Origin of the sequence: Bacillus sp. FSL L8-0528 (assembly GCF_038593085.1) — a bacterium.
GTDB lineage: Bacteria > Bacillota > Bacilli > Bacillales > Bacillaceae > Bacillus > Bacillus paralicheniformis.
This window is the reverse complement of record NZ_CP151961.1, coordinates 1,880,964-1,898,118: the sequence shown is the minus strand read 5'-3', so window position 1 is coordinate 1,898,118 and position 17,155 is coordinate 1,880,964. Positions and strand designations below refer to the sequence as shown.

Genomic DNA, 17,155 nt, shown 5'->3' with positions numbered 1-17,155 from the left:
ATTGATCAGTTGCTGGTTTTTTTAACCGTTAATATTTTCTTAAAAAACTCGGGGTTTTGTTAAACCATACTTGGTTGAGAATATGATGAAATTCGGAAAACAGACTTTCGATGATCTGCGTTTGATTTGCTAATACCCGTACGGAAAACCCAGGGACAGGCAATAAAGATATGCCTATTTTATATTCTTTTGTCTGAGTATCAACAGCCTGATATAAACGATCAAGAAGGTCATGATCTACTTTTTCATTGATCACAATCATGGAACCTAAATGAGAATAGCCTTCCATTAAACCCAGACCTTCTATATTTTGTTTGGCTGGGCATAATTTGATATGGTCATAGACTGCCAGCTCATTTTCCATATAGATTTCATTAATGAATTGAAGCATTTCATAGGTAAACTTTTCTCCACTAGGAGACCATCCAGGAGTCACAATATCTGAATAAAGGAACGTACATCCTTTTTCAATATATACTACATTTTTTTGTTTATACCGTGCATTTTGATAACCGATAAGCGGATCGGGAATGTACTCAAGATAACTGCCTTCCCTAAGGTTGAATTCAGTTTCCTGATATGCATGTGTATGCGGTGTCTTATATATTTTAGTTGCCGATTGGGTTGTTAATGTTAACCTTGCTTGTTTCTCCAGTGAAATCTTCATTTGATAGCGATCACCGTCTAAATAACCGCCGCCGGGGTTTAAAATATAATAACAGGCTTGTCCTGATTCATCATGATAAATAGGACGCATGACTTTATACGCCCCCTGAAAATACACATTTTTCGCAATGGTCTTTCCATTTTTTTCTTCAGCGCCCAAATGCAAAACGCCTGTCCAGTCCCCCATCTTACTCCAGCCCTTTTAAAAGTGCATTTTTCTTAATCCAGTCAATGACTTGATCAAGACCTTCATTCGTTTTTAAATTTGTAAAAGCGAACGGCTTGTCTCCGCGGAAAACCTTCGTATCAGATGCCATAACGTCCAGATTTGCTCCAACAAAAGGCGCTAAATCTGTTTTATTGATGATAAATAAATCAGATTTAATCATTCCTTGACCGCCTTTTCGCGGTATTTTCTCCCCTTGGGCCACATCAATAATATAGATTGAAAAGTCAACAAGTTCAGGGCTGAATGTAGCTGCCAGATTATCCCCGCCGCTTTCAACGAAAATAAGTTCAACGTCTGGATTCTTCTTCACTAGCTCATCAATGGCTGCAAAGTTCATTGATGCGTCTTCGCGTATTGCCGTATGAGGGCAGCCGCCTGTTTCCACACCTATAATCCGATCTGCGGGAAGACCCCGTTGTTCATTAAAAACTTGGCATCTTCTTTTGTATAAATGTCGTTTGTCACAACTGCCATACTCATTTCATCTTGTAAATGCCGGGTTAATTTTTCGACTAACATCGTTTTCCCTGCTCCTACAGGTCCTCCTACACCGATCCTAATTGGTTTCATACCTAACACTTCCTTTTTTGATTAAGACATGAAAATACGAATATTTACACGTTCGTGCATCATCTGAGATAATTCTAAACCGGGAGAAACAATCCCAAATTCTTCTTCATTTAAACTTTGAATTTTTTCTGTTGCTTCGATTAAAACAGTCTGAAATTCTTGAATTGTCTTTTGACCTGCCACTTGCCCTAGAGGGACAGCCCGTACCGCATTTTGGACAAGATTTGAGACTGCTGAATACAAATAGTACAAAGTAGTCGTTGATGAAGGGACACGAAGATGATGACCTACAATCGTAAATACAATGGAAGGATGTCCAAACGATTGCTTTTGATCTATACGCTCCCGATATGTTGAAAGAATGGGTATATCATATAGGGATTCAATAAGATTTAACATCCGCTCGCCCATCCTTTTGGTTCCTTCTCTTGTTTCACGCGGCAAATTTTGAACAGTCAACATGCGATCTAATTTCCATACTGTTTGTAAATCTTCATTCTCCAACGCTTCATATACAAGGCGGGAAGCCAACCCATCTGAATAAATGAGCTGCTCGTTTACATATGTATGAAGCCATTGTACGAACGTTGCTTGATCATGGACTTTATCTTCTTGAATATAGGTCTCAAGACCATATGAATGACTAAAAGCCCCTATAGGGAAATTTGAATCGCATAGTTGGAGTAAAGATAAAATATTAATCATGGCTATGGCCGATATGGCGGAAAGCCTGTTTTACTTTTCGGTCTTCACGTTTATATGGAATTTGCAGGTCTTGAAGTAACTCTTCTACAAGATAATCATATTGAACAAGCATTTCATCCTCTTCAAACTGCGCCGGCAGGTGGCGGTTTCCTAATTGATGAGCGATCGTTCCCATTTCATTCAAGGTGCGCGGTTTGATGACTAATAAATCATCGGACAGTACATCGATGACGATCATATTTTTATCGTCCATATATAAAACATCACCAGCGACAAGGTCGCGCGGTTCTTTTAAGCGTATTCCAATTTCATTGCCATGATCTGTTTTCACCCGTTGGATTCGTTTTACTAAATGAGCACTTTCAAGGTAAACTTTTTCAATATGGCGTTTTTCAATTTCCTCTTTTTCCATGTTTTCAATATTTGTTACGATTTGTTCAATTATCATGACTCTCACCTCAGAATAGGAAATATCGTTGACCCATTGGCACCTTATCAACAGGGTCACATGTAATTAATTGGCCATTTACTTTCACTTCATATGTTTGTGGATCGACCGTTATTTCAGGAGTTTCGCAATTCAGCTTCATATCTTTTTTCGTTAGTTTGCGAATGCCGCGAACCGGAAGAATGATTTTTTGCAATCCAAGCTTTTCATGCACTTTGTCATCGAAAGCTGCCTGGGAAATAAACGTAATAGAAGTGCTGGACAGCGCCTTGCCAAACTGCCCATACATCGGACGGTAAATAACAGGCTGCGGTGTCGGGATAGAGGCGTTAGCATCTCCCATTAAGCTCTCTGCGACAAAGCCGCTTTTAATCACCATTTCAGGCTTCACACCGAAAAATGCTGGATTCCAGACAACGAGATCGGCCATTTTCCCTGTCTCGATAGAACCGACATATTCGGAAATACCATGAGTAATGGCAGGATTCATTGTATATTTGGCAACATAACGTTTGACGCGGTTGTTGTCCGAAAGCTCACTGTCGCCCGCCATTGTTCCTCTTTGTTTTTTCATCTTATCGGCTACTTGCCATGTACGTAAAATGACTTCTCCAATCCGTCCCATCGCTTGGGCATCCGAACTAGTCATGCTGAATACACCCATATCCTGGAGAATATCCTCAGCTGCAATCGTTTCGCGTCTGATACGTGAGTCAGCAAACGCCAAATCTTCCGGAATGGATGGATTCAAGTGGTGACAGACCATTAACATATCTAAATGCTCGTCTACCGTATTGACTGTATAAGGTAATGTCGGATTCGTAGATGACGGCAGAACATTGTTAAAGCTGGCCGATTTAATTAAATCAGGAGCATGTCCCCCCCCCGCACCCTCTGTATGGTACATGTGAATGACGCGATTTTTAATAGCGGCCATTGTATTTTCCATAAATCCGCCTTCGTTTAATGTATCCGCATGAAGGGCAACCTGAACATCATATTTGTCAGCCACACTTAGCGCATGATCGATAGCTGAAGCTGTCGCGCCCCAGTCCTCATGAACTTTCAGTCCAATGGCGCCGGCGCGTATTTGCTCTGCCAGCGGATCTTCTGAAGCGGCTTGTCCTTTTCCTGTAAACCCAACATTAATCGGCATGCCCTCTGCCGCTTCAAGCATTCGGTGCATATGCCACTCACCCGGTGTAACTGTAGTAGCCTTTGATCCTGCAGCAGGGCCTGTTCCTCCTCCAATTAAGGTGGTAAGACCTGAAGCTAATGCTGTTCTGATTTGCTCCGGATTAATAAAATGTACGTGAGTGTCAATTCCGCCCGCAGTTACAATCATACCTTCAGCAGCAATAACTTCTGTACCGGCGCCAATCACAATATCCACATTGTCCATGATTAGCGGATTACCTGCTTTCCCGATTCCAGCGATTTTGCCATCACGAATTCCAATGTCCGCTTTATAAATCCCAGTGTAATCTAAGACAACAGCATTCGTAATGACAACATCTGCTATTCCTTCTCCACGCGTAACTAAAGGGTGTTGTCCCATTCCATCACGAATAACTTTACCGCCGCCGAATACCACTTCATCTCCATATGTCGTGTAGTCTTTCTCGATTTGGATGAGCAAATCTGTATCTGCCAGACGAATAGAGTCCCCTGTAGTCGGGCCGTACATTTCAGCGTATTGCTTTCTTGGCATCTAGAAACTCATGATTGGTTCCCCTCTTTTTCTAATGATCCGTCCACTTTATTATTAAATCCGTATACCCGGCGTTCGCCGGCGTAAGGCACTAATTCCACTTCTTTTTCATCACCGGGCTCAAAACGCACTGCCGCTCCTGCCGGAATGTTTAGTCGCTTTCCAAATGCTTCTTCTCGTTTGAATTGAAGCGCTTCATTCGCTTCATAAAAATGAAAATGTGAACCTACTTGAACTGGGCGGTCACCTGTATTCGTTACAGTCAATTTGGACGCCGCTCTTCCGACATTACAAATGATATCCGTTTCTTTTAAAAATAGTTGCCCCGGTTCCATTTAAATAGCCTCCTATCCATTTTACTTAATTGGACTATGTACAGTTACAAGCTTTGTGCCGTCTGGAAATGTAGCTTCTACCTGGATATCATCAATCATTTCCGGAATGCCTTCCATTACATCTTCCCGCGACAATATGGTTGTTCCATATTCCATCAACTCCGCAACTGTTTTTCCATCCCGTGCTCCTTCCAACACTTCATACGTTATCAGAGCTACTGCTTCCGGGTGATTCAATTTCAATCCCCGTTCTTTACGTCGCTTCGCAAGATCTGCAGCGACAACAATCATAAGCTTGTCTACTTCACGCGGTAATAGTTGCATCACAAAACCTCGCTGTATTTTTATTACGACCAAACGGTGAGCATTCTTATAAGGGGGAGCCAGTTCATTAACATTCTGAGCTGACAGCGCCAAAACTAAGAAACTGAAAATATATTTGATTCCCCTGCTTCTATTTTCAATGTATATCATCTTTTACATATATGTCAATTTATATATTCAAAAATTTATATATGATACACTGAAGATATATAACCTTGAAAAGAAAGGAGAATATTCATTATGCGAAAAAACAAACATCATTTATTAAGCGAGGGAGTGTTTTCCCGTTTAATAACAGCTTCTCTCAAAGGCATCTCTCAAGTCATCCTGATTGAGAATGTGATGACCGGCTTTCTAATCCTAATAGCCATTACTATTTTTTCCTATTATTTAGGTATAATCGCTTTATTGTCCGCTATTATCGGTACTTTAGTAGGGAAATTGGGAGCAGCAGATGAAAAGGTTATCAATCAGGGTCTATTAGGATATAATTCTGTGTTAACAGGAATGGCATTGGCATCATTCTTAACTGGCCCTTACATGTGGCTTGTCGCTTTAATTGGATCAGCCGCAGCAGCCATTTTTACAGCCGCCATGATGCATTTCACGAAAAGAATTGAAGTTCCAATTCTTACATTCCCCTTTGTTATCCTGACGTGGTTTGTATTATTAGCTTCATACAAATTAAATGGGATTAAATTAAGTTCTGCCCTGGTGCCTCAGGATTTAACACACTGGAAACTAAAGACAGCAGGGGAAGTCAATTTAATAGACGGGGTCTTTCATGGAATTGGACAAGTATTTTTTCTGAATAACACAGTATCCGGGATTTTAATTTTTCTAGCCGTATTTTGGGCAGGAAGAAAACCAGGGCTTTATGCAGTTATCGGAAATGCAGTTGCCATCATCATTGCATTCCTTTTAGGAGGGGAGCGTTCTCTCATCACATTGGGTCTTTACGGGTATAACGCAATTTTAACGATTCTGGCCGTATCTGCCGTTTTTAAAAGTGAACATAACCGGTTTTCATTTTTATCAGGGATCATTTCAGCTTGTCTGACAGTGCCTATAACAGCAGGCCTCAGCACGTATCTTTTGCCATATGGACTCCCTGCCCTAACAATGCCGTTTGTTCTTTGTTCATGGCTGTTTTTAGGTGCAAGAAAGGTTCTGCCAAACTTATAGCTTAGATATAGATGATGTAAATCATCCGACTTAGCGACAATCGTAAAGAATTGAGTCGGTAGAGCAGAAGAAATGTGATAAGAAGTAAAAGTCGCGGAAGAAACCCATGATGACTTACTATACTAATCTACTCGCGTTTAGACATTAATTAATGATAACTTGAGAAAATGGTGGTCAGCTAGAAGAATACATAGACCATGAAAACTTACCAGGAATGCCGAGATTTTTATAGGAATGTTCCATTTCATTGACACTCTCACTTCAGAAATATCTGGACTCAATCGAGAGCGCAGAAGTGCATTACCACATGAAAAACGATAATGATGCCATGAGAGCGTCTCCGACATCATTCAGATGATTAACTGCTTGACAAGACGATTAGAAAAATGACTCCATCAAGTCTGAAGATGTGCAGCGGCGTCTGCTCAGCTCTCCCCTGTTCCACTTTTATCTTTCATGTTCTGTTACTGAACCAATTGTCAGTAATGCGCAAACAGTGATAAACCCATAGCATACTGTTCCAGTTTTGCCTTCATTGATCATCAAGAAAATAAAGAGGATTAGGACACAGGGAAGGCATCAAAAGTGAAGTTGAAAGTAACTGATTTGGTTAATGACCTTTTGAAGACATGAAAAAAATTCTGTCTCAGGAAGAATACAAACCGATTGAGACAGAATTTTATATTACGGTTTACTTATACACGTAGCAAGTTCCATCGATAACCGTAACACACGTATACGTTCTGTGATAAGATTTACCTTGGCTGTCTCTAAAGAAAACAGTTACAGTATTGTTGCCATTCCATTGGAATTGATAGGCGTCTGGATACTTGTCTCGAATCGGAGTTAAATCCGGTGCAGCGCTTGCAGGTAATCCTGATACCAACAGAGCACCCGCAACTGCAACCGCTCCCGCTACTTTTTTGAGTTTGTTTTTAAACATAAACACATCCCCTTTTCGTTTTGTTTACCTATTAAATGCTTGTCCATTTAATAGACACCTTGAGCTTAACACCAAAAGGATGAAAAAATTGTCAAATGGTGTAGAATTGAAAAATAATTCAAAAATAATACACATTTTTACAATTGATTAAACATAACTTTAATCACTTTTCACTCAGGATTCACTTAAATTCCATTCCTAATATTTCAGAATCTGTTTAAGCTCCTTAAAAACATCGTTAGCTTCTTAAACCTTCCCATTTATACGCTTACCATATTGACCATTTAGCTTCAATCCTTCCATTTTTTCTAGAGGCAAATCTGGTGCTGGGAATATATTTGAGAGCCGCTTCTTTACTGGCTTGAATATCTTGGTGAAATCCGGAAACCTAATCGATATTTCAGAAATGAAAAAGACCAGCCCATAAACTCACGGTTTGAGTTTCACGAACTGGTCTCTTCTAAAGGTTCTATATATTAATTTAGCAGTCTTAGAGTTAAATTGCTACCCTGTCAGCAACATGATATGCTGTATTTGTTGATTGATCGTAGGAAGTGCCCACTAAACCAACTGCACCCAATAACAGAATAGAGCAAATTAGCATCTTAGCTTTCATGTACTGTCCCACTCCTTTGTATTTGTCTTCTTGCCTCAACTACTCTTCGGTAAAACTCAAGTGAATCATATAGCATTTCTTTTCCTTGTAGAAGTTCGGCCGTGATAACTCCATACTCTTCTATGTCTGCATACATACCTTTTTCACTGAAGAACTCAAAGGATTCTCGAACTCCGTCAAGGTCAAATGATAAGTACAACCCGTAAATCATTTTCAGCTTTGCAAGGAATTCTTGGTCCTCAAATTTTTGAGCCCACTCCCTACCCTCGAAGTACCGATCTTCTGCTTCAATCCACTTCTCTTGTTTCGCTTTAACGTGCGAAATATTAAAGAGGGCTTTGGGCAAAAAGCTGTGCTTTTCATTTTTATAAAGTTCAGCAGCCATTTGAAAATGATTTTCTGCTTTGTAAAGTTCTTCAAGTTGATTATAACATATTCCAATATTCAAGTGTGAAGAACCAATTAAATAATCAACTTGTAATTCCTTTGCATCTGACAGTGCTTTGCTGGTATGCTCCAGGGCTTTTTCAGGATTCATTTTATCCAGCCAGTTACCAGTCATTAAAAATTGGCATTGTACTCTACGCTGTCCATATGTTGGCTGTTTTAAATAAATCTTATATGCATGATTAGCATAATACATTGAAAAATATGTTTGCTTCATATAGTAATAAATTTCTGACAATTTGAAATAAAATTCTGCCTTTTCAACATCATCACTTTCAAATGAATTCAACTGATTTTCGGCATTTTGGTAGTAAGCCAAAGCATGAAGAAGTTCTTTCTGTCTAAAATGATACATTGCTGTGAAGAAATAGTAATAATATTCGAGCATACCATTCAAATTTTTCCCGCCTTTAGTCTTTTCCCTTAACTCTTCATAATGAACCTGTATATCTTTTGCTGCTTCCGGACAAATGTAATCCAACATCAGCTTATGACGGAATTCAAGCAATGAAAAATATATAAGGACATCCTGATTTTCTTCCATAATAGCGATCTCTTGTTTAACCTCAGATTTCATTTTTTCAGCTTCATCAACCCAGTCATTTTTAAGAGCTACATACCAATAATTCATTTTCGTTGCCACTAGATCATAAGGTATTACGCTTTTATCTACCAAAATAAAAACCCCTTTCTTCTCTATTTTTTCTGATACTTGACTCTTGGAAGCTTATTTAATCATTTTGAAATATTCGGCATTTTGAATGTGTGAATTTTCTTACATTTTTAAGCTTTCTTCTTTACCCCTTATCATGTCTGAACGATTGGTTTTACTTAGTTTCGTAAGAGTTAATATCGCAATTCCAGCTAGAATTTCAATCAGTCCGCCGAAAGCGATAACTTTTCCTGCACCAAAGGCAGCAGCTGCATAGCCGCTAATTAAAGCCCCTAATGGTACCATCACATGAGAGATCATTCTAATAACAGCAAATACCTGCGGCTGATCTTCATCTGCAACTGAGGTTTGAATAATGGTGTGTTCAGGTACGTTTATGGCACTAATGGTAGCCCCCAAAATAAATGCTGCGAGAAGAAGTAGCAACAAGACTGAATTCATTCCTGTAATGAAAAGTGCAATTCCTTCTATAATTCCAGCGGAGACAAACAATAGTCCGTATCGGTTCACTCTTACTTTAGTTAAGATAAACCCCATTAAAAAGGCTCCGGTAGCTGTTGCTACTCTTATGAAAGAATGAATGACCGAACCGCCGCCTAAATCTTCTGAAAGATAGATCGCTGAAAGCGCCTCCCAAGGAGCTGAACCGATATTCAACAAAATGCAGTATACGGCTAGCGGAAGCAAAATATGATGATTTCGAACAAGTACAAAACCTCTTTTTAGCTTTTTGAAATAAGCGCCTTTTGGTTTCTGTTCCTCAGCCCCTTCTTCTTTCAAGCTATATTTAATACACAGAACTAAACAGGCTGAAGCGATGTAAAATGGAAATTTAATAAGCATTGTATAAGCAGCGCCTATTACGGCAATCAATATACCGCAAACCATTAACGAGACCAATTTTACAATTTGGGCTGAAGATTCTATGGTGGCATTAGCTTTTTGAATAAGTTCATTCTTAACAATTTGCGGAATCATGGAAATGGATGCAGGATCATAAGAAGCCCCAGTTGCCGAATGCATCAGCATTAGTGAAATAATGAACCATAATGGTGAAAATCCACTAAAATAAAAAATTGGAATGATCAGCATCAATGAAGCCCTTGTTATATCTGCGGAGAACATCCAGAACTTAAGAGTTTTTGGCTTCATAAAAGGTGAAATCAACGGTGCTATTAAAGCTTGTGGAAGAAGGGTGACAGCTATTAGCATACCTGTTCCGACAGCCCCTTTTCCATCTAAAATGAGAAACCACAAAATAGAAGTAAAAGCAAAGCTGTCTGCGGTTATTTTCACCATTTTAGAGACAAACAGAAAGGAAAAATTTCTTTGCCACACAGTGGAGCCACTATTCATTCCTCAAAAAATCCCCCTTACAAAAATCCCTCATTTTTACAGGCTCTCACCAAAGCATATCCTATATTTGGTTTCTTGGTCAATGTAGGAGAGGAATAATTTAAGAAACATTAAGGTAAAAAAGGGAAAGATTTCATTACCCTCTTAAAAAGCTCTCTTTTACAGAGAGCTTGTTTGCAGGTGTTAAATCAATCTTTTAATAATTCATCATCTAACCAAATAGAAACAATTCCCTCGTCTCCATAAGGTTCAATTAGTTCGTCCTCCAGACTTAAAATAAAGTCCTCAAAAGAATTTGCTATAAGATAAAAATCTTTTTCTGGGTTTCTAAGCTCATGATCCCAAAATAATACTTTGCCATTGTCTAAATCTAAACAAATTTCATTCCCTCCGGGAGAACCAGCAATTGCAATGATTGTTTCAGGAAATCGATCAGAATATGTTTCAATGATATCCATGATATTGTCAATATCGTTTCGCAAGCCGTAAAAGGACTCTAATAATTGTGTCTCATCATTTATCCCCATCCATGGATCTTTTTCAATTGGTCTATAACAAACATCAAACTCCACGTCATCGTTTGTTTTTCTACTCTAATGAACATCCTCCGTATTTAGCTAAAAACTTTTTATAATTTGAATGAAGTTTTTTACCAAGCTTCTTTTCAAGATCTTCAATTTCAATATTAGAATTATTATTGCAATCCTCATTTATATTAATTGAAAACTCTTTCATTTTTTGTTCAATCTTTTCAAAACTCATTAAATGACCTCCTCTCAAATCTGATACTTAAACCTACAGTAGGAACTAAGCAAAAACCTCACCCTCTAATAAGGATGAGGCTGTTTTGATCACTCTTCATCGTCCCAATCTTCGTCTTCTTCCCAATTTTCTTTAGACTCCTTAAGATCTTCCATGAAAAACTCTAGAAAATTAGTTGCAACTACATCTCCGTAACCTGCATCATTAGCCCATACAATTACAGGACACTCTCCGTCTTCCATTTTATTTGTATCGAGGCAATAGGAGAACTCGTCAACATACTCTATTACAACTATCCCATCAGGTAAATCATAATACTTCCTATAATCTTCAGTTTGCTCTACAACATAGGCCCCCTCAAGGTCATATCCGATTATTTCCACACCGGAAATTCCACCTGAGCCATAGTTTTTTAAAAACCATTTATAACTCTCTGGAAGATCGACATTAAGTTCGTTTTCAATAATTTTAACTTTTTCTTCAGAAACTCCTCCAGTAAAAGTCGCATGATCTTTGTTGTCTTTTTCTTTTATGAATTTTTCCACCTTAGAATAATCCATTTTTTCATATCCTCTGCCAGGGGGAATTTCAACTCCCATTTTTCGTTAAGCTAAAACAATATAATATTTGTCGTCGTCCATAACTTTAATTAGAAATTCTTCCAATGAATCTGCTATCTTTATATCATCATAATAAATTGGATTGTTTTGCTCTTCACTTAATTCAATTAATAATAACGCACTTTCATTCGCCTCAAAAAATATTAACTTATCTTCTTCAAGATCCTCATAAACTTCGATGTCAGGATAAAATTCAAAATCATTAGTTTTCAATCTAGCATCTCGTATTGAAGATGGCCCCATAATCCGATTGATGTTATATTCTGATCTTTTTAGAAAACCATACCCTACTTCCAATAGAAACTTCCGTAATTCAATAGGCATCTTTAATCCCAATGTTTCTTCTACCTCTTGTATTTCTTCCTCACTTACCGGATAAAATTGATTTTCTTGATAATCTTTAATAAAATCGTATTTCATTTTATTTACCCCCTTTAAATAATTTATTCGCAGGTGACCCTGTACCATGGATACCAGATTGATGTTCATTTGGAAATTTAGCAGGGGGTATATTCCACCACTCATGTTCTCCGCGAAAGCTATTTTCAATTATATGATGTGTTCTTCTAACTGGCCATGATACGATTTCTAATCCCAGTTATCTATTGCTTCTTGAAAACTGTCTTGTAAATACTCATCAAAATTAGAATATCTTTCAATCTTCTTTTTGCTTATGGCATCCCACCTTATTACACAGTGATTTTCTTCAGTATTGAGACAATAAACAAATTCGTCCACATTTTCAATAACTAAGTATTTATCAGGCAGACCAAAATTTCTAAATCTTTCGGTAGCATCAACTACTGAAGCATATCAATTCCCCTCTACTCCTAAGACCTCAACCCCACATATACCTCCTGAGCCATATGCTTTAACAAACTCTTTATATTGCCGTGGAAATTTGCACCCTAGTTTTTCTTCAGCCCTCGAAATATCTTCATCGGGTATTGCTCCGAAAAAATCACCTTTTTCTACATATGCATTTATCATCATTGAAATTTGAGCATTCATTTTCAATTCTCACCTCAGTCATTATTCCCCGCTCTCCAGCTCCAATATTTTATTCTAAAGTTATTGAATTGTTTGTCTAATATTTTATCATTACTAAAACTATCACCATTTTTTTAATCCATGTAAAATCTTTTTGTATTCATCGTGTAGTGGCTATGATTTCAACCATGACGCTCGCTCCTTATGTGAAGATGATGACCATCATCATCGGATTTTTCTCGATTTAAACAAAAAAGCACTCAATCAAAGATTAAGTGCTTGAGATTTAATATATTATTCTTCCTCGTACCAATCTTCTTTAGCTTGATTTAAATATTCCCATAAAAACTCAAGGAAGTTAGGAGCCTTTTGGTGATCATATCCGCTTTGATAAACCCATGTAACTACAGGACATTCTCCGTTATCCATTTTTTGTGTATCTAAGCAATAAGCAAATGCATCTACATCAACGACTACTACAATGTGATTTGGTAAGTCATAGAGCTCCCTATAGTCTTTGGTGAACTCTACGACTTCAGGGGATACAAGTCCATGACCCAATATTTCGACGCCAAAAGAGCCGCCTGAGCCATAGTTTCTTAAAAACCATTTATAACTTTCAGGAAGAGTGGTTTGTAAGTCATTTTCAATTTTTTTGATTTTTTCCTCATTAATTCCTCCTGTAAAATCATGGGGAGTAGCATGTTTGTTTATAAAGTCTATAATTAATTCCTTAGTATTCATTGAGATCCACCTTTCAAGCTCTTTTCATATTGTTCAGCTCTCCACATCCAGTATTTTCTTCTGAAACTATCGTATTGTTGTTGCAGTTCAGGATTATTTCTAAAACTATCCCCCTTCTCCACTAATTGGTGTAGTACTTTATGGTATTTTTTATGAGTGGTATGAAGTATCTCCAACATCGTACCTGGCTCTTTTTGTATTAAATGATGTAAATTAATTGGTTTGCCATCTTCCCCTATGGGCGCTTTTCCGCTTTTCATTAATTCTAAATTAGTTATATTTTTATTTGGATGCTTCATGTTGAAGTCAATGTTTTTAAGTTGATAAATTCTTCTGTCAACATCTTTTAAGTTTCCTTTTGGTTTTACTTTACCTTTAACTTCAACTGCATTGTACTTCTCTTTATTTAACCATGGTACTGAGATTTTACCACCTGTAAACGGTTTTCTGCTTATATCAGAGACTTTCTTCGCAAACTGAATAAGACTGTCTTTTATTTGCTCCCCATTAAGTGCATGATAAGGAACTTTACCTCCGCCAGCAAACTGAACTTGCGGCGCAAAAGGGTTGTGTATTTGAATCCCTTTTATGTTTGAAGCAACCCTTTGCATCGATTTCTTGAAAGACGCTACGCTTTTTTCAAAAGCTTGTTTCGATACTTTTTTAGAAGCTTTAGTTGCTTTGGCAGCGACTTGCCCTACCTTCCCCGCCTTGGCAGCTTTTGCTGCTTTGTCAACGCCTTTAGAGCCGACAATCGATGTCCCGACCATTCCAACGGCATAGCTAAACCATCTGGCTTGGGTGTAAGAATCACCATTGACGACATCTCGCTGATACGAGTCTTCAATTCCCTTTTTTATAATATTGAATGTGACATCAGGATGATGAAGCGTAAAGTTAATGCCCTCAATCGTTTCGTCTGCGTGAACGACCATGTCCCATAGGCCTACAGCAGTGTCGACGGCTGCATTTTTAAGTCCTTCAGCACTTCCTTTTATTGCGTTGCCAAAATTACGAGCGCCTTCAATTTGATTGAAATATCGCTGTTGCCAAGGGGAAAGGTTTTCGTAGCCAATTTCCGTGGCCATCTCATAAAACTCTGAAGCTGTTGAAAAATTGTAATCATCAAGCTTCTTCTTTAGTTTAGAAATTTTATTATCCTGTTTGCTAACTTCGCTAACTTCTTTTTCGAGCTTCGATCTCTTATCCAGCTTATCCAACATGACGCCCATCGCTGTGTCTTGTCCACCACGCAAAGCATCCATTTCATCCGGTTTTAAAATCGAACCTTTTTGGTAGCCGGTAATTTCAATTTTAGGGCCTGTATACATTTTTTCAAGCCTGCTTATGTATCTCTGCATCGTTTCCAGGTCGTTTTCAGCGGTTTTAAGAGCGCTTGTTTGTTCGCGATCAAAAGTGTACAGCTTTTCAATTGTCTGACTGATTTCCTTTAATGCTTTTCGATTTTGTTCATGAAAATCGCTGTCATTCAAATCAGGCAAATCGACAATATGGCTGACCTTCGCAATTGTAGCGTTGGTCTTGGAAACCAAATGCTTGGTTGTTCGATCAGCAGCATTTAAGCCATTCTCCAGTTCGTGTTCGAGGAAGGTTTGCGAAATAAATCCGTTGTGGTTTGGTTCAAGAGAATTTAGTGCGCTTTTCAATTTCTTCAGCGTGGAACTGTATTCCTCTATAAAAGTATCATAGAACTGTAGAAAAGGAGTGTGGCACTCCTTATAAAATGCACGAATTGCGTCTCCGCCTTTTCCCTTTAAAGCATCATCAAGTGATGCGATATCCTCAACGCTTTTTTTGACTTGAGCAAATTCGTCTGATTGTTGTTTTAATTGTTCCAGGGTTTGATCAATGGCTTTGTGCAGCGCCTGAACATCCAGAGTCTTCATGGCACTCTCCTCTAATACTAAAGTTACAATCATTTTAGAGTTTACCACTTTATAGAAGGGAATTGGGGAATAAATCCTGATCATCCATGAAAATGAATCCTTGGAATTAGGATAAAAAACCTATTCAAAAAAGACGACCAGAAATCCGATCGTCATGTTCTATAATAATTTTCCGCTGTGTAATATCTCCACTCCCAAAATGGCTGCCCATGACACATAACATATCGGTCTAAAAATATCTCAAAATTTAAATCGAGAGGCTTATACTCAAGACCATCCTCAAGTAGATAAAGGTAGTTGGGATCTCCTTCCTTGAGCCTGTCTCTGTCAATCATTAGGTCGCACTCTTCCAGCAAATGTCCAATTGGAATACCGCTAACATCCTCATACAATTCTTCATCTTTTAGTTCTGTGTCGATTTCGTTGAGGTTAAATAAATGCAGACCTCCGCCAATATTCACTCCATCTAAAAGAATATCAAAAATTCTAGCCCCATTATGTAAAGTTAAGAATTTTTGATAATCATCAGGAAGAGTTAATTGATGATGTGATTCGAAAGCGCGTATATCGTTTTGGGAAGCTCCGCTGTCAGAGAATGTGACAAGAGCATCTGTAATTTCACCTTCAGAGCCAAGGCTCCTAATGACTCCATGCACCTCTATTTGTAGAGGAAACAAATTGCTCGGGATTCCGTAATCATCATAAGTTTCTATTAAGTATATCCAAAAATTAAGGTTATTTTTATTTAAAGGTTTAGGGGTAAACTGCAGCAAACCAATAGCTGCATGAAATAGCCTCCTTGCAAATCTCACCCCGACTTTCACGGTGCAGTCTTATCCTCAAATGTTTCCTCTGAAGCACAACTAAATCACTCCAGAAATATAATATCTTTTATTTTTGCTCTAAATCTTTGCTTTTCACTTCCTTTAATATCTCCCTAAGCAACTGTTGAGTTTCTTCGTTTTGTTTGCGATTTATCTTGTTTTCCTTTATCAATACGATCATGTAATATAAAAATAAAATGATAGCAGAAAGGATAAGCAAATTAGGCAGCAGCACACTTAACATTTAATATAAACCTCCTCTTAAAAGATGCCAGTCAAACGATATGAACACTTTTTTTCCATTGAATATCTGAACCCCTTTTTTGCTTGATGTGAACAGTTGCACTTTGCCGCATTTTAAAAACTTGTTTACATAAAACGACTTACTCAAGCGGCGGTTACTGATCACATCAATTTTTAAAATGGAGTTTTTTTATTTCTTCAAATTTTGACAAAAACAGGGCAGGTCTTGTTGAAACCTGCGCTTTCCCGAGAAATAATTGTGCGGTCAAACCAATTATTTATTTTTGTTTGCCTTTTCTGTAGATCAGCCATCCGGCCAGAATGATCAAAAGGCCTGATGCGTCATAGGCAAGGTCGAATAAGAGGCGGTTCGGGCTTAGCGGGTTGACGTGGTGAATCTGAAGAAGATGATGATTGATGATGCCCTCAAGGAAATTAAACCAGCCCGCCCCCAGCAAAGAGGCTCCCCAAAAGATGTGCTGCGGCCGGCTGCTGCTCAGGTCACCTCTGTTCCACAGCAGGATCCCGCCGATAAAAAGGATGACGAGCGAAAACAGATGGAACAGTCCGTCGCTCATAATTTGGTGAGAGCGGTCTGTGTCCATGTACACGCTGTGCCATTGAAGCAATTGGTGAAAAACGATGCCGTCGATCATGGCGATGATACCCACACCGAACAGAAAAGGTCCCCAAAACGCTTTTTTGTTTCTCATATGATTTGTCCTCCTTTTATTTGCTAATCTGTTATGTACCCGCCGGCTTAAAAGATCAAACCGGTTATGTTTACATTCTCTCCCGAAAGCGATTATCCTCTTTTTACCATATAAGTATTTAAAAAGCTGATCCGAAAAGGTGTC

18 protein-coding genes and 4 pseudogenes are annotated in these 17,155 nt (G+C 38.3%); 1 reads left to right on the top strand and 21 read right to left on the bottom strand.

Translation table 11 applies throughout. The annotated features are described in order from the left end of the window. Nucleotides 1-28: 28 nt before the first annotated feature. From MHI30_RS09675 to MHI30_RS09645, 7 genes and pseudogenes are all read right to left on the bottom strand, one after another. Nucleotides 29-853, bottom strand: a complete 825-nt coding sequence (locus tag MHI30_RS09675) for an urease accessory protein UreD (RefSeq protein ID WP_075754492.1) — start codon at nt 851-853, stop codon at nt 29-31. 1 nt (nt 854) lies between these two features. Next, nucleotides 855-1,414: pseudogene (ureG, locus tag MHI30_RS09670) on the bottom strand (urease accessory protein UreG). Between the two features lie 72 nt (nt 1,415-1,486). Further along, nucleotides 1,487-2,170, bottom strand: a complete 684-nt coding sequence (locus MHI30_RS09665) for an urease accessory protein UreF (RefSeq protein WP_075754490.1) — start codon at nt 2,168-2,170, stop codon at nt 1,487-1,489. Then, nucleotides 2,163-2,618 (bottom strand): urease accessory protein UreE, encoded by a 456-nt coding sequence (gene ureE / locus MHI30_RS09660; protein ID WP_075754488.1) that lies wholly within the window; start codon nt 2,616-2,618, stop codon nt 2,163-2,165. The genes MHI30_RS09665 and ureE overlap by 8 nt, the downstream gene beginning before the upstream one ends. A 10-nt stretch (nt 2,619-2,628) precedes the next feature. Next, on the bottom strand, nt 2,629-4,329 hold the full coding sequence (ureC, locus tag MHI30_RS09655) for an urease subunit alpha (RefSeq protein WP_142238636.1): 1,701 nt from the start codon (nt 4,327-4,329) through the stop codon (nt 2,629-2,631). Nucleotides 4,330-4,337: 8 nt separating this feature from the next. Continuing rightward, nucleotides 4,338-4,664: an urease subunit beta gene (locus MHI30_RS09650; RefSeq protein ID WP_075754486.1), complete on the bottom strand. Its 327-nt coding sequence runs from the start codon at nt 4,662-4,664 to the stop codon at nt 4,338-4,340. 21 nt (nt 4,665-4,685) lie between these two features. Continuing rightward, the gene (locus MHI30_RS09645; RefSeq protein ID WP_020451534.1) at nt 4,686-4,988 is read right to left on the bottom strand and encodes an urease subunit gamma; all 303 of its coding nucleotides are present in this window, start codon (nt 4,986-4,988) and stop codon (nt 4,686-4,688) included. Nucleotides 4,989-5,228: 240 nt separating this feature from the next. Here MHI30_RS09645 and MHI30_RS09640 point away from each other — a divergent pair, with 240 nt between their 5' ends. Further along, on the top strand, nt 5,229-6,173 hold the full coding sequence (locus MHI30_RS09640; protein WP_075754484.1) for an urea transporter: 945 nt from the start codon (nt 5,229-5,231) through the stop codon (nt 6,171-6,173). Between the two features lie 691 nt (nt 6,174-6,864). Here MHI30_RS09640 and MHI30_RS09635 read toward each other — a convergent pair. From MHI30_RS09635 to MHI30_RS09570, 14 genes and pseudogenes are all read right to left on the bottom strand, one after another. Next, nucleotides 6,865-7,116 (bottom strand): hypothetical protein, encoded by a 252-nt coding sequence (locus MHI30_RS09635; protein WP_075754482.1) that lies wholly within the window; start codon nt 7,114-7,116, stop codon nt 6,865-6,867. Nucleotides 7,117-7,721: 605 nt separating this feature from the next. Further along, a complete protein-coding gene (locus MHI30_RS09630) occupies nt 7,722-8,855 on the bottom strand; it encodes a tetratricopeptide repeat protein (RefSeq protein ID WP_162009201.1) in 1,134 nt (377 codons plus the stop codon). A gap of 99 nt (nt 8,856-8,954) precedes the next feature. Further along, a complete protein-coding gene (locus MHI30_RS09625; RefSeq protein WP_075754480.1) occupies nt 8,955-10,208 on the bottom strand; it encodes an MFS transporter in 1,254 nt (417 codons plus the stop codon). A 188-nt stretch (nt 10,209-10,396) separates the two neighbouring features. Then, nucleotides 10,397-10,970, bottom strand: a pseudogene (locus MHI30_RS09620) (SMI1/KNR4 family protein). Between the two features lie 89 nt (nt 10,971-11,059). Then, entirely contained in the window at nt 11,060-11,530 is a 471-nt protein-coding gene (locus MHI30_RS09615; RefSeq protein WP_075754478.1) for an SMI1/KNR4 family protein, read from the bottom strand. A 45-nt stretch (nt 11,531-11,575) separates the two neighbouring features. Then, the gene (locus tag MHI30_RS09610; RefSeq protein ID WP_075754476.1) at nt 11,576-12,010 is read right to left on the bottom strand and encodes an SMI1/KNR4 family protein; all 435 of its coding nucleotides are present in this window, start codon (nt 12,008-12,010) and stop codon (nt 11,576-11,578) included. Nucleotide 12,011: 1 nt separating this feature from the next. Next, nucleotides 12,012-12,149 (bottom strand): annotated as a pseudogene (locus MHI30_RS09605) (hypothetical protein); the annotation flags it as partial. 29 nt (nt 12,150-12,178) lie between these two features. Further along, nucleotides 12,179-12,580, bottom strand: a pseudogene (locus tag MHI30_RS09600) (SMI1/KNR4 family protein). 35 nt (nt 12,581-12,615) lie between these two features. Next, nucleotides 12,616-12,684, bottom strand: coding sequence for a hypothetical protein (locus tag MHI30_RS09595; protein WP_075754714.1), 69 nt, complete (start codon nt 12,682-12,684; stop codon nt 12,616-12,618). A gap of 190 nt (nt 12,685-12,874) precedes the next feature. Further along, nucleotides 12,875-13,324, bottom strand: coding sequence for an SMI1/KNR4 family protein (locus tag MHI30_RS09590; protein WP_026579690.1), 450 nt, complete (start codon nt 13,322-13,324; stop codon nt 12,875-12,877). Next, nucleotides 13,321-15,231, bottom strand: coding sequence for a T7SS effector LXG polymorphic toxin (locus MHI30_RS09585; protein ID WP_075754474.1), 1,911 nt, complete (start codon nt 15,229-15,231; stop codon nt 13,321-13,323). The genes MHI30_RS09590 and MHI30_RS09585 overlap by 4 nt, the downstream gene beginning before the upstream one ends. Nucleotides 15,232-15,383: 152 nt before the next feature. After that, complete coding sequence (locus tag MHI30_RS09580; RefSeq protein ID WP_081379942.1) at nt 15,384-15,920, bottom strand: SMI1/KNR4 family protein; 537 nt, start codon at nt 15,918-15,920, stop codon at nt 15,384-15,386. Nucleotides 15,921-16,122: 202 nt separating this feature from the next. Beyond that, on the bottom strand, nt 16,123-16,299 hold the full coding sequence (locus tag MHI30_RS09575) for a hypothetical protein (RefSeq protein ID WP_167564593.1): 177 nt from the start codon (nt 16,297-16,299) through the stop codon (nt 16,123-16,125). A gap of 277 nt (nt 16,300-16,576) precedes the next feature. Beyond that, complete coding sequence (locus MHI30_RS09570; protein WP_075754472.1) at nt 16,577-17,011, bottom strand: DUF2243 domain-containing protein; 435 nt, start codon at nt 17,009-17,011, stop codon at nt 16,577-16,579. Between the last annotated feature and the right edge of the window lie 144 nt (nt 17,012-17,155).

Bases quoted from the DNA above. Each gene is read 5' to 3' on its own strand.
- MHI30_RS09650 (WP_075754486.1), bottom strand. From the start codon at position 4,664: ATGGAACCGGGGCAACTATTTTTAAAAGAAACGGATATCATTTGTAAT.
- MHI30_RS09615 (WP_075754478.1), bottom strand. From the start codon at position 11,530: ATGGATTATTCTAAGGTGGAAAAATTCATAAAAGAAAAAGACAACAAA.
- ureE (WP_075754488.1), bottom strand. From the start codon at position 2,618: ATGATAATTGAACAAATCGTAACAAATATTGAAAACATGGAAAAAGAG.
- MHI30_RS09585 (WP_075754474.1), bottom strand. From the start codon at position 15,231: ATGAAGACTCTGGATGTTCAGGCGCTGCACAAAGCCATTGATCAAACC.
- MHI30_RS09570 (WP_075754472.1), bottom strand. From the start codon at position 17,011: ATGAGAAACAAAAAAGCGTTTTGGGGACCTTTTCTGTTCGGTGTGGGT.
- MHI30_RS09575 (WP_167564593.1), bottom strand. From the start codon at position 16,299: ATGTTAAGTGTGCTGCTGCCTAATTTGCTTATCCTTTCTGCTATCATT.
- ureC (WP_142238636.1), bottom strand. From the start codon at position 4,329: ATGCCAAGAAAGCAATACGCTGAAATGTACGGCCCGACTACAGGGGAC.
- MHI30_RS09625 (WP_075754480.1), bottom strand. From the start codon at position 10,208: ATGAATAGTGGCTCCACTGTGTGGCAAAGAAATTTTTCCTTTCTGTTT.
- MHI30_RS09675 (WP_075754492.1), bottom strand. From the start codon at position 853: ATGGGGGACTGGACAGGCGTTTTGCATTTGGGCGCTGAAGAAAAAAAT.
- MHI30_RS09635 (WP_075754482.1), bottom strand. From the start codon at position 7,116: ATGTTTAAAAACAAACTCAAAAAAGTAGCGGGAGCGGTTGCAGTTGCG.
- MHI30_RS09610 (WP_075754476.1), bottom strand. From the start codon at position 12,010: ATGAAATACGATTTTATTAAAGATTATCAAGAAAATCAATTTTATCCG.
- MHI30_RS09645 (WP_020451534.1), bottom strand. From the start codon at position 4,988: ATGCAACTATTACCGCGTGAAGTAGACAAGCTTATGATTGTTGTCGCT.
- MHI30_RS09590 (WP_026579690.1), bottom strand. From the start codon at position 13,324: ATGAATACTAAGGAATTAATTATAGACTTTATAAACAAACATGCTACT.
- MHI30_RS09640 (WP_075754484.1), top strand. From the start codon at position 5,229: ATGCGAAAAAACAAACATCATTTATTAAGCGAGGGAGTGTTTTCCCGT.
- MHI30_RS09665 (WP_075754490.1), bottom strand. From the start codon at position 2,170: ATGATTAATATTTTATCTTTACTCCAACTATGCGATTCAAATTTCCCT.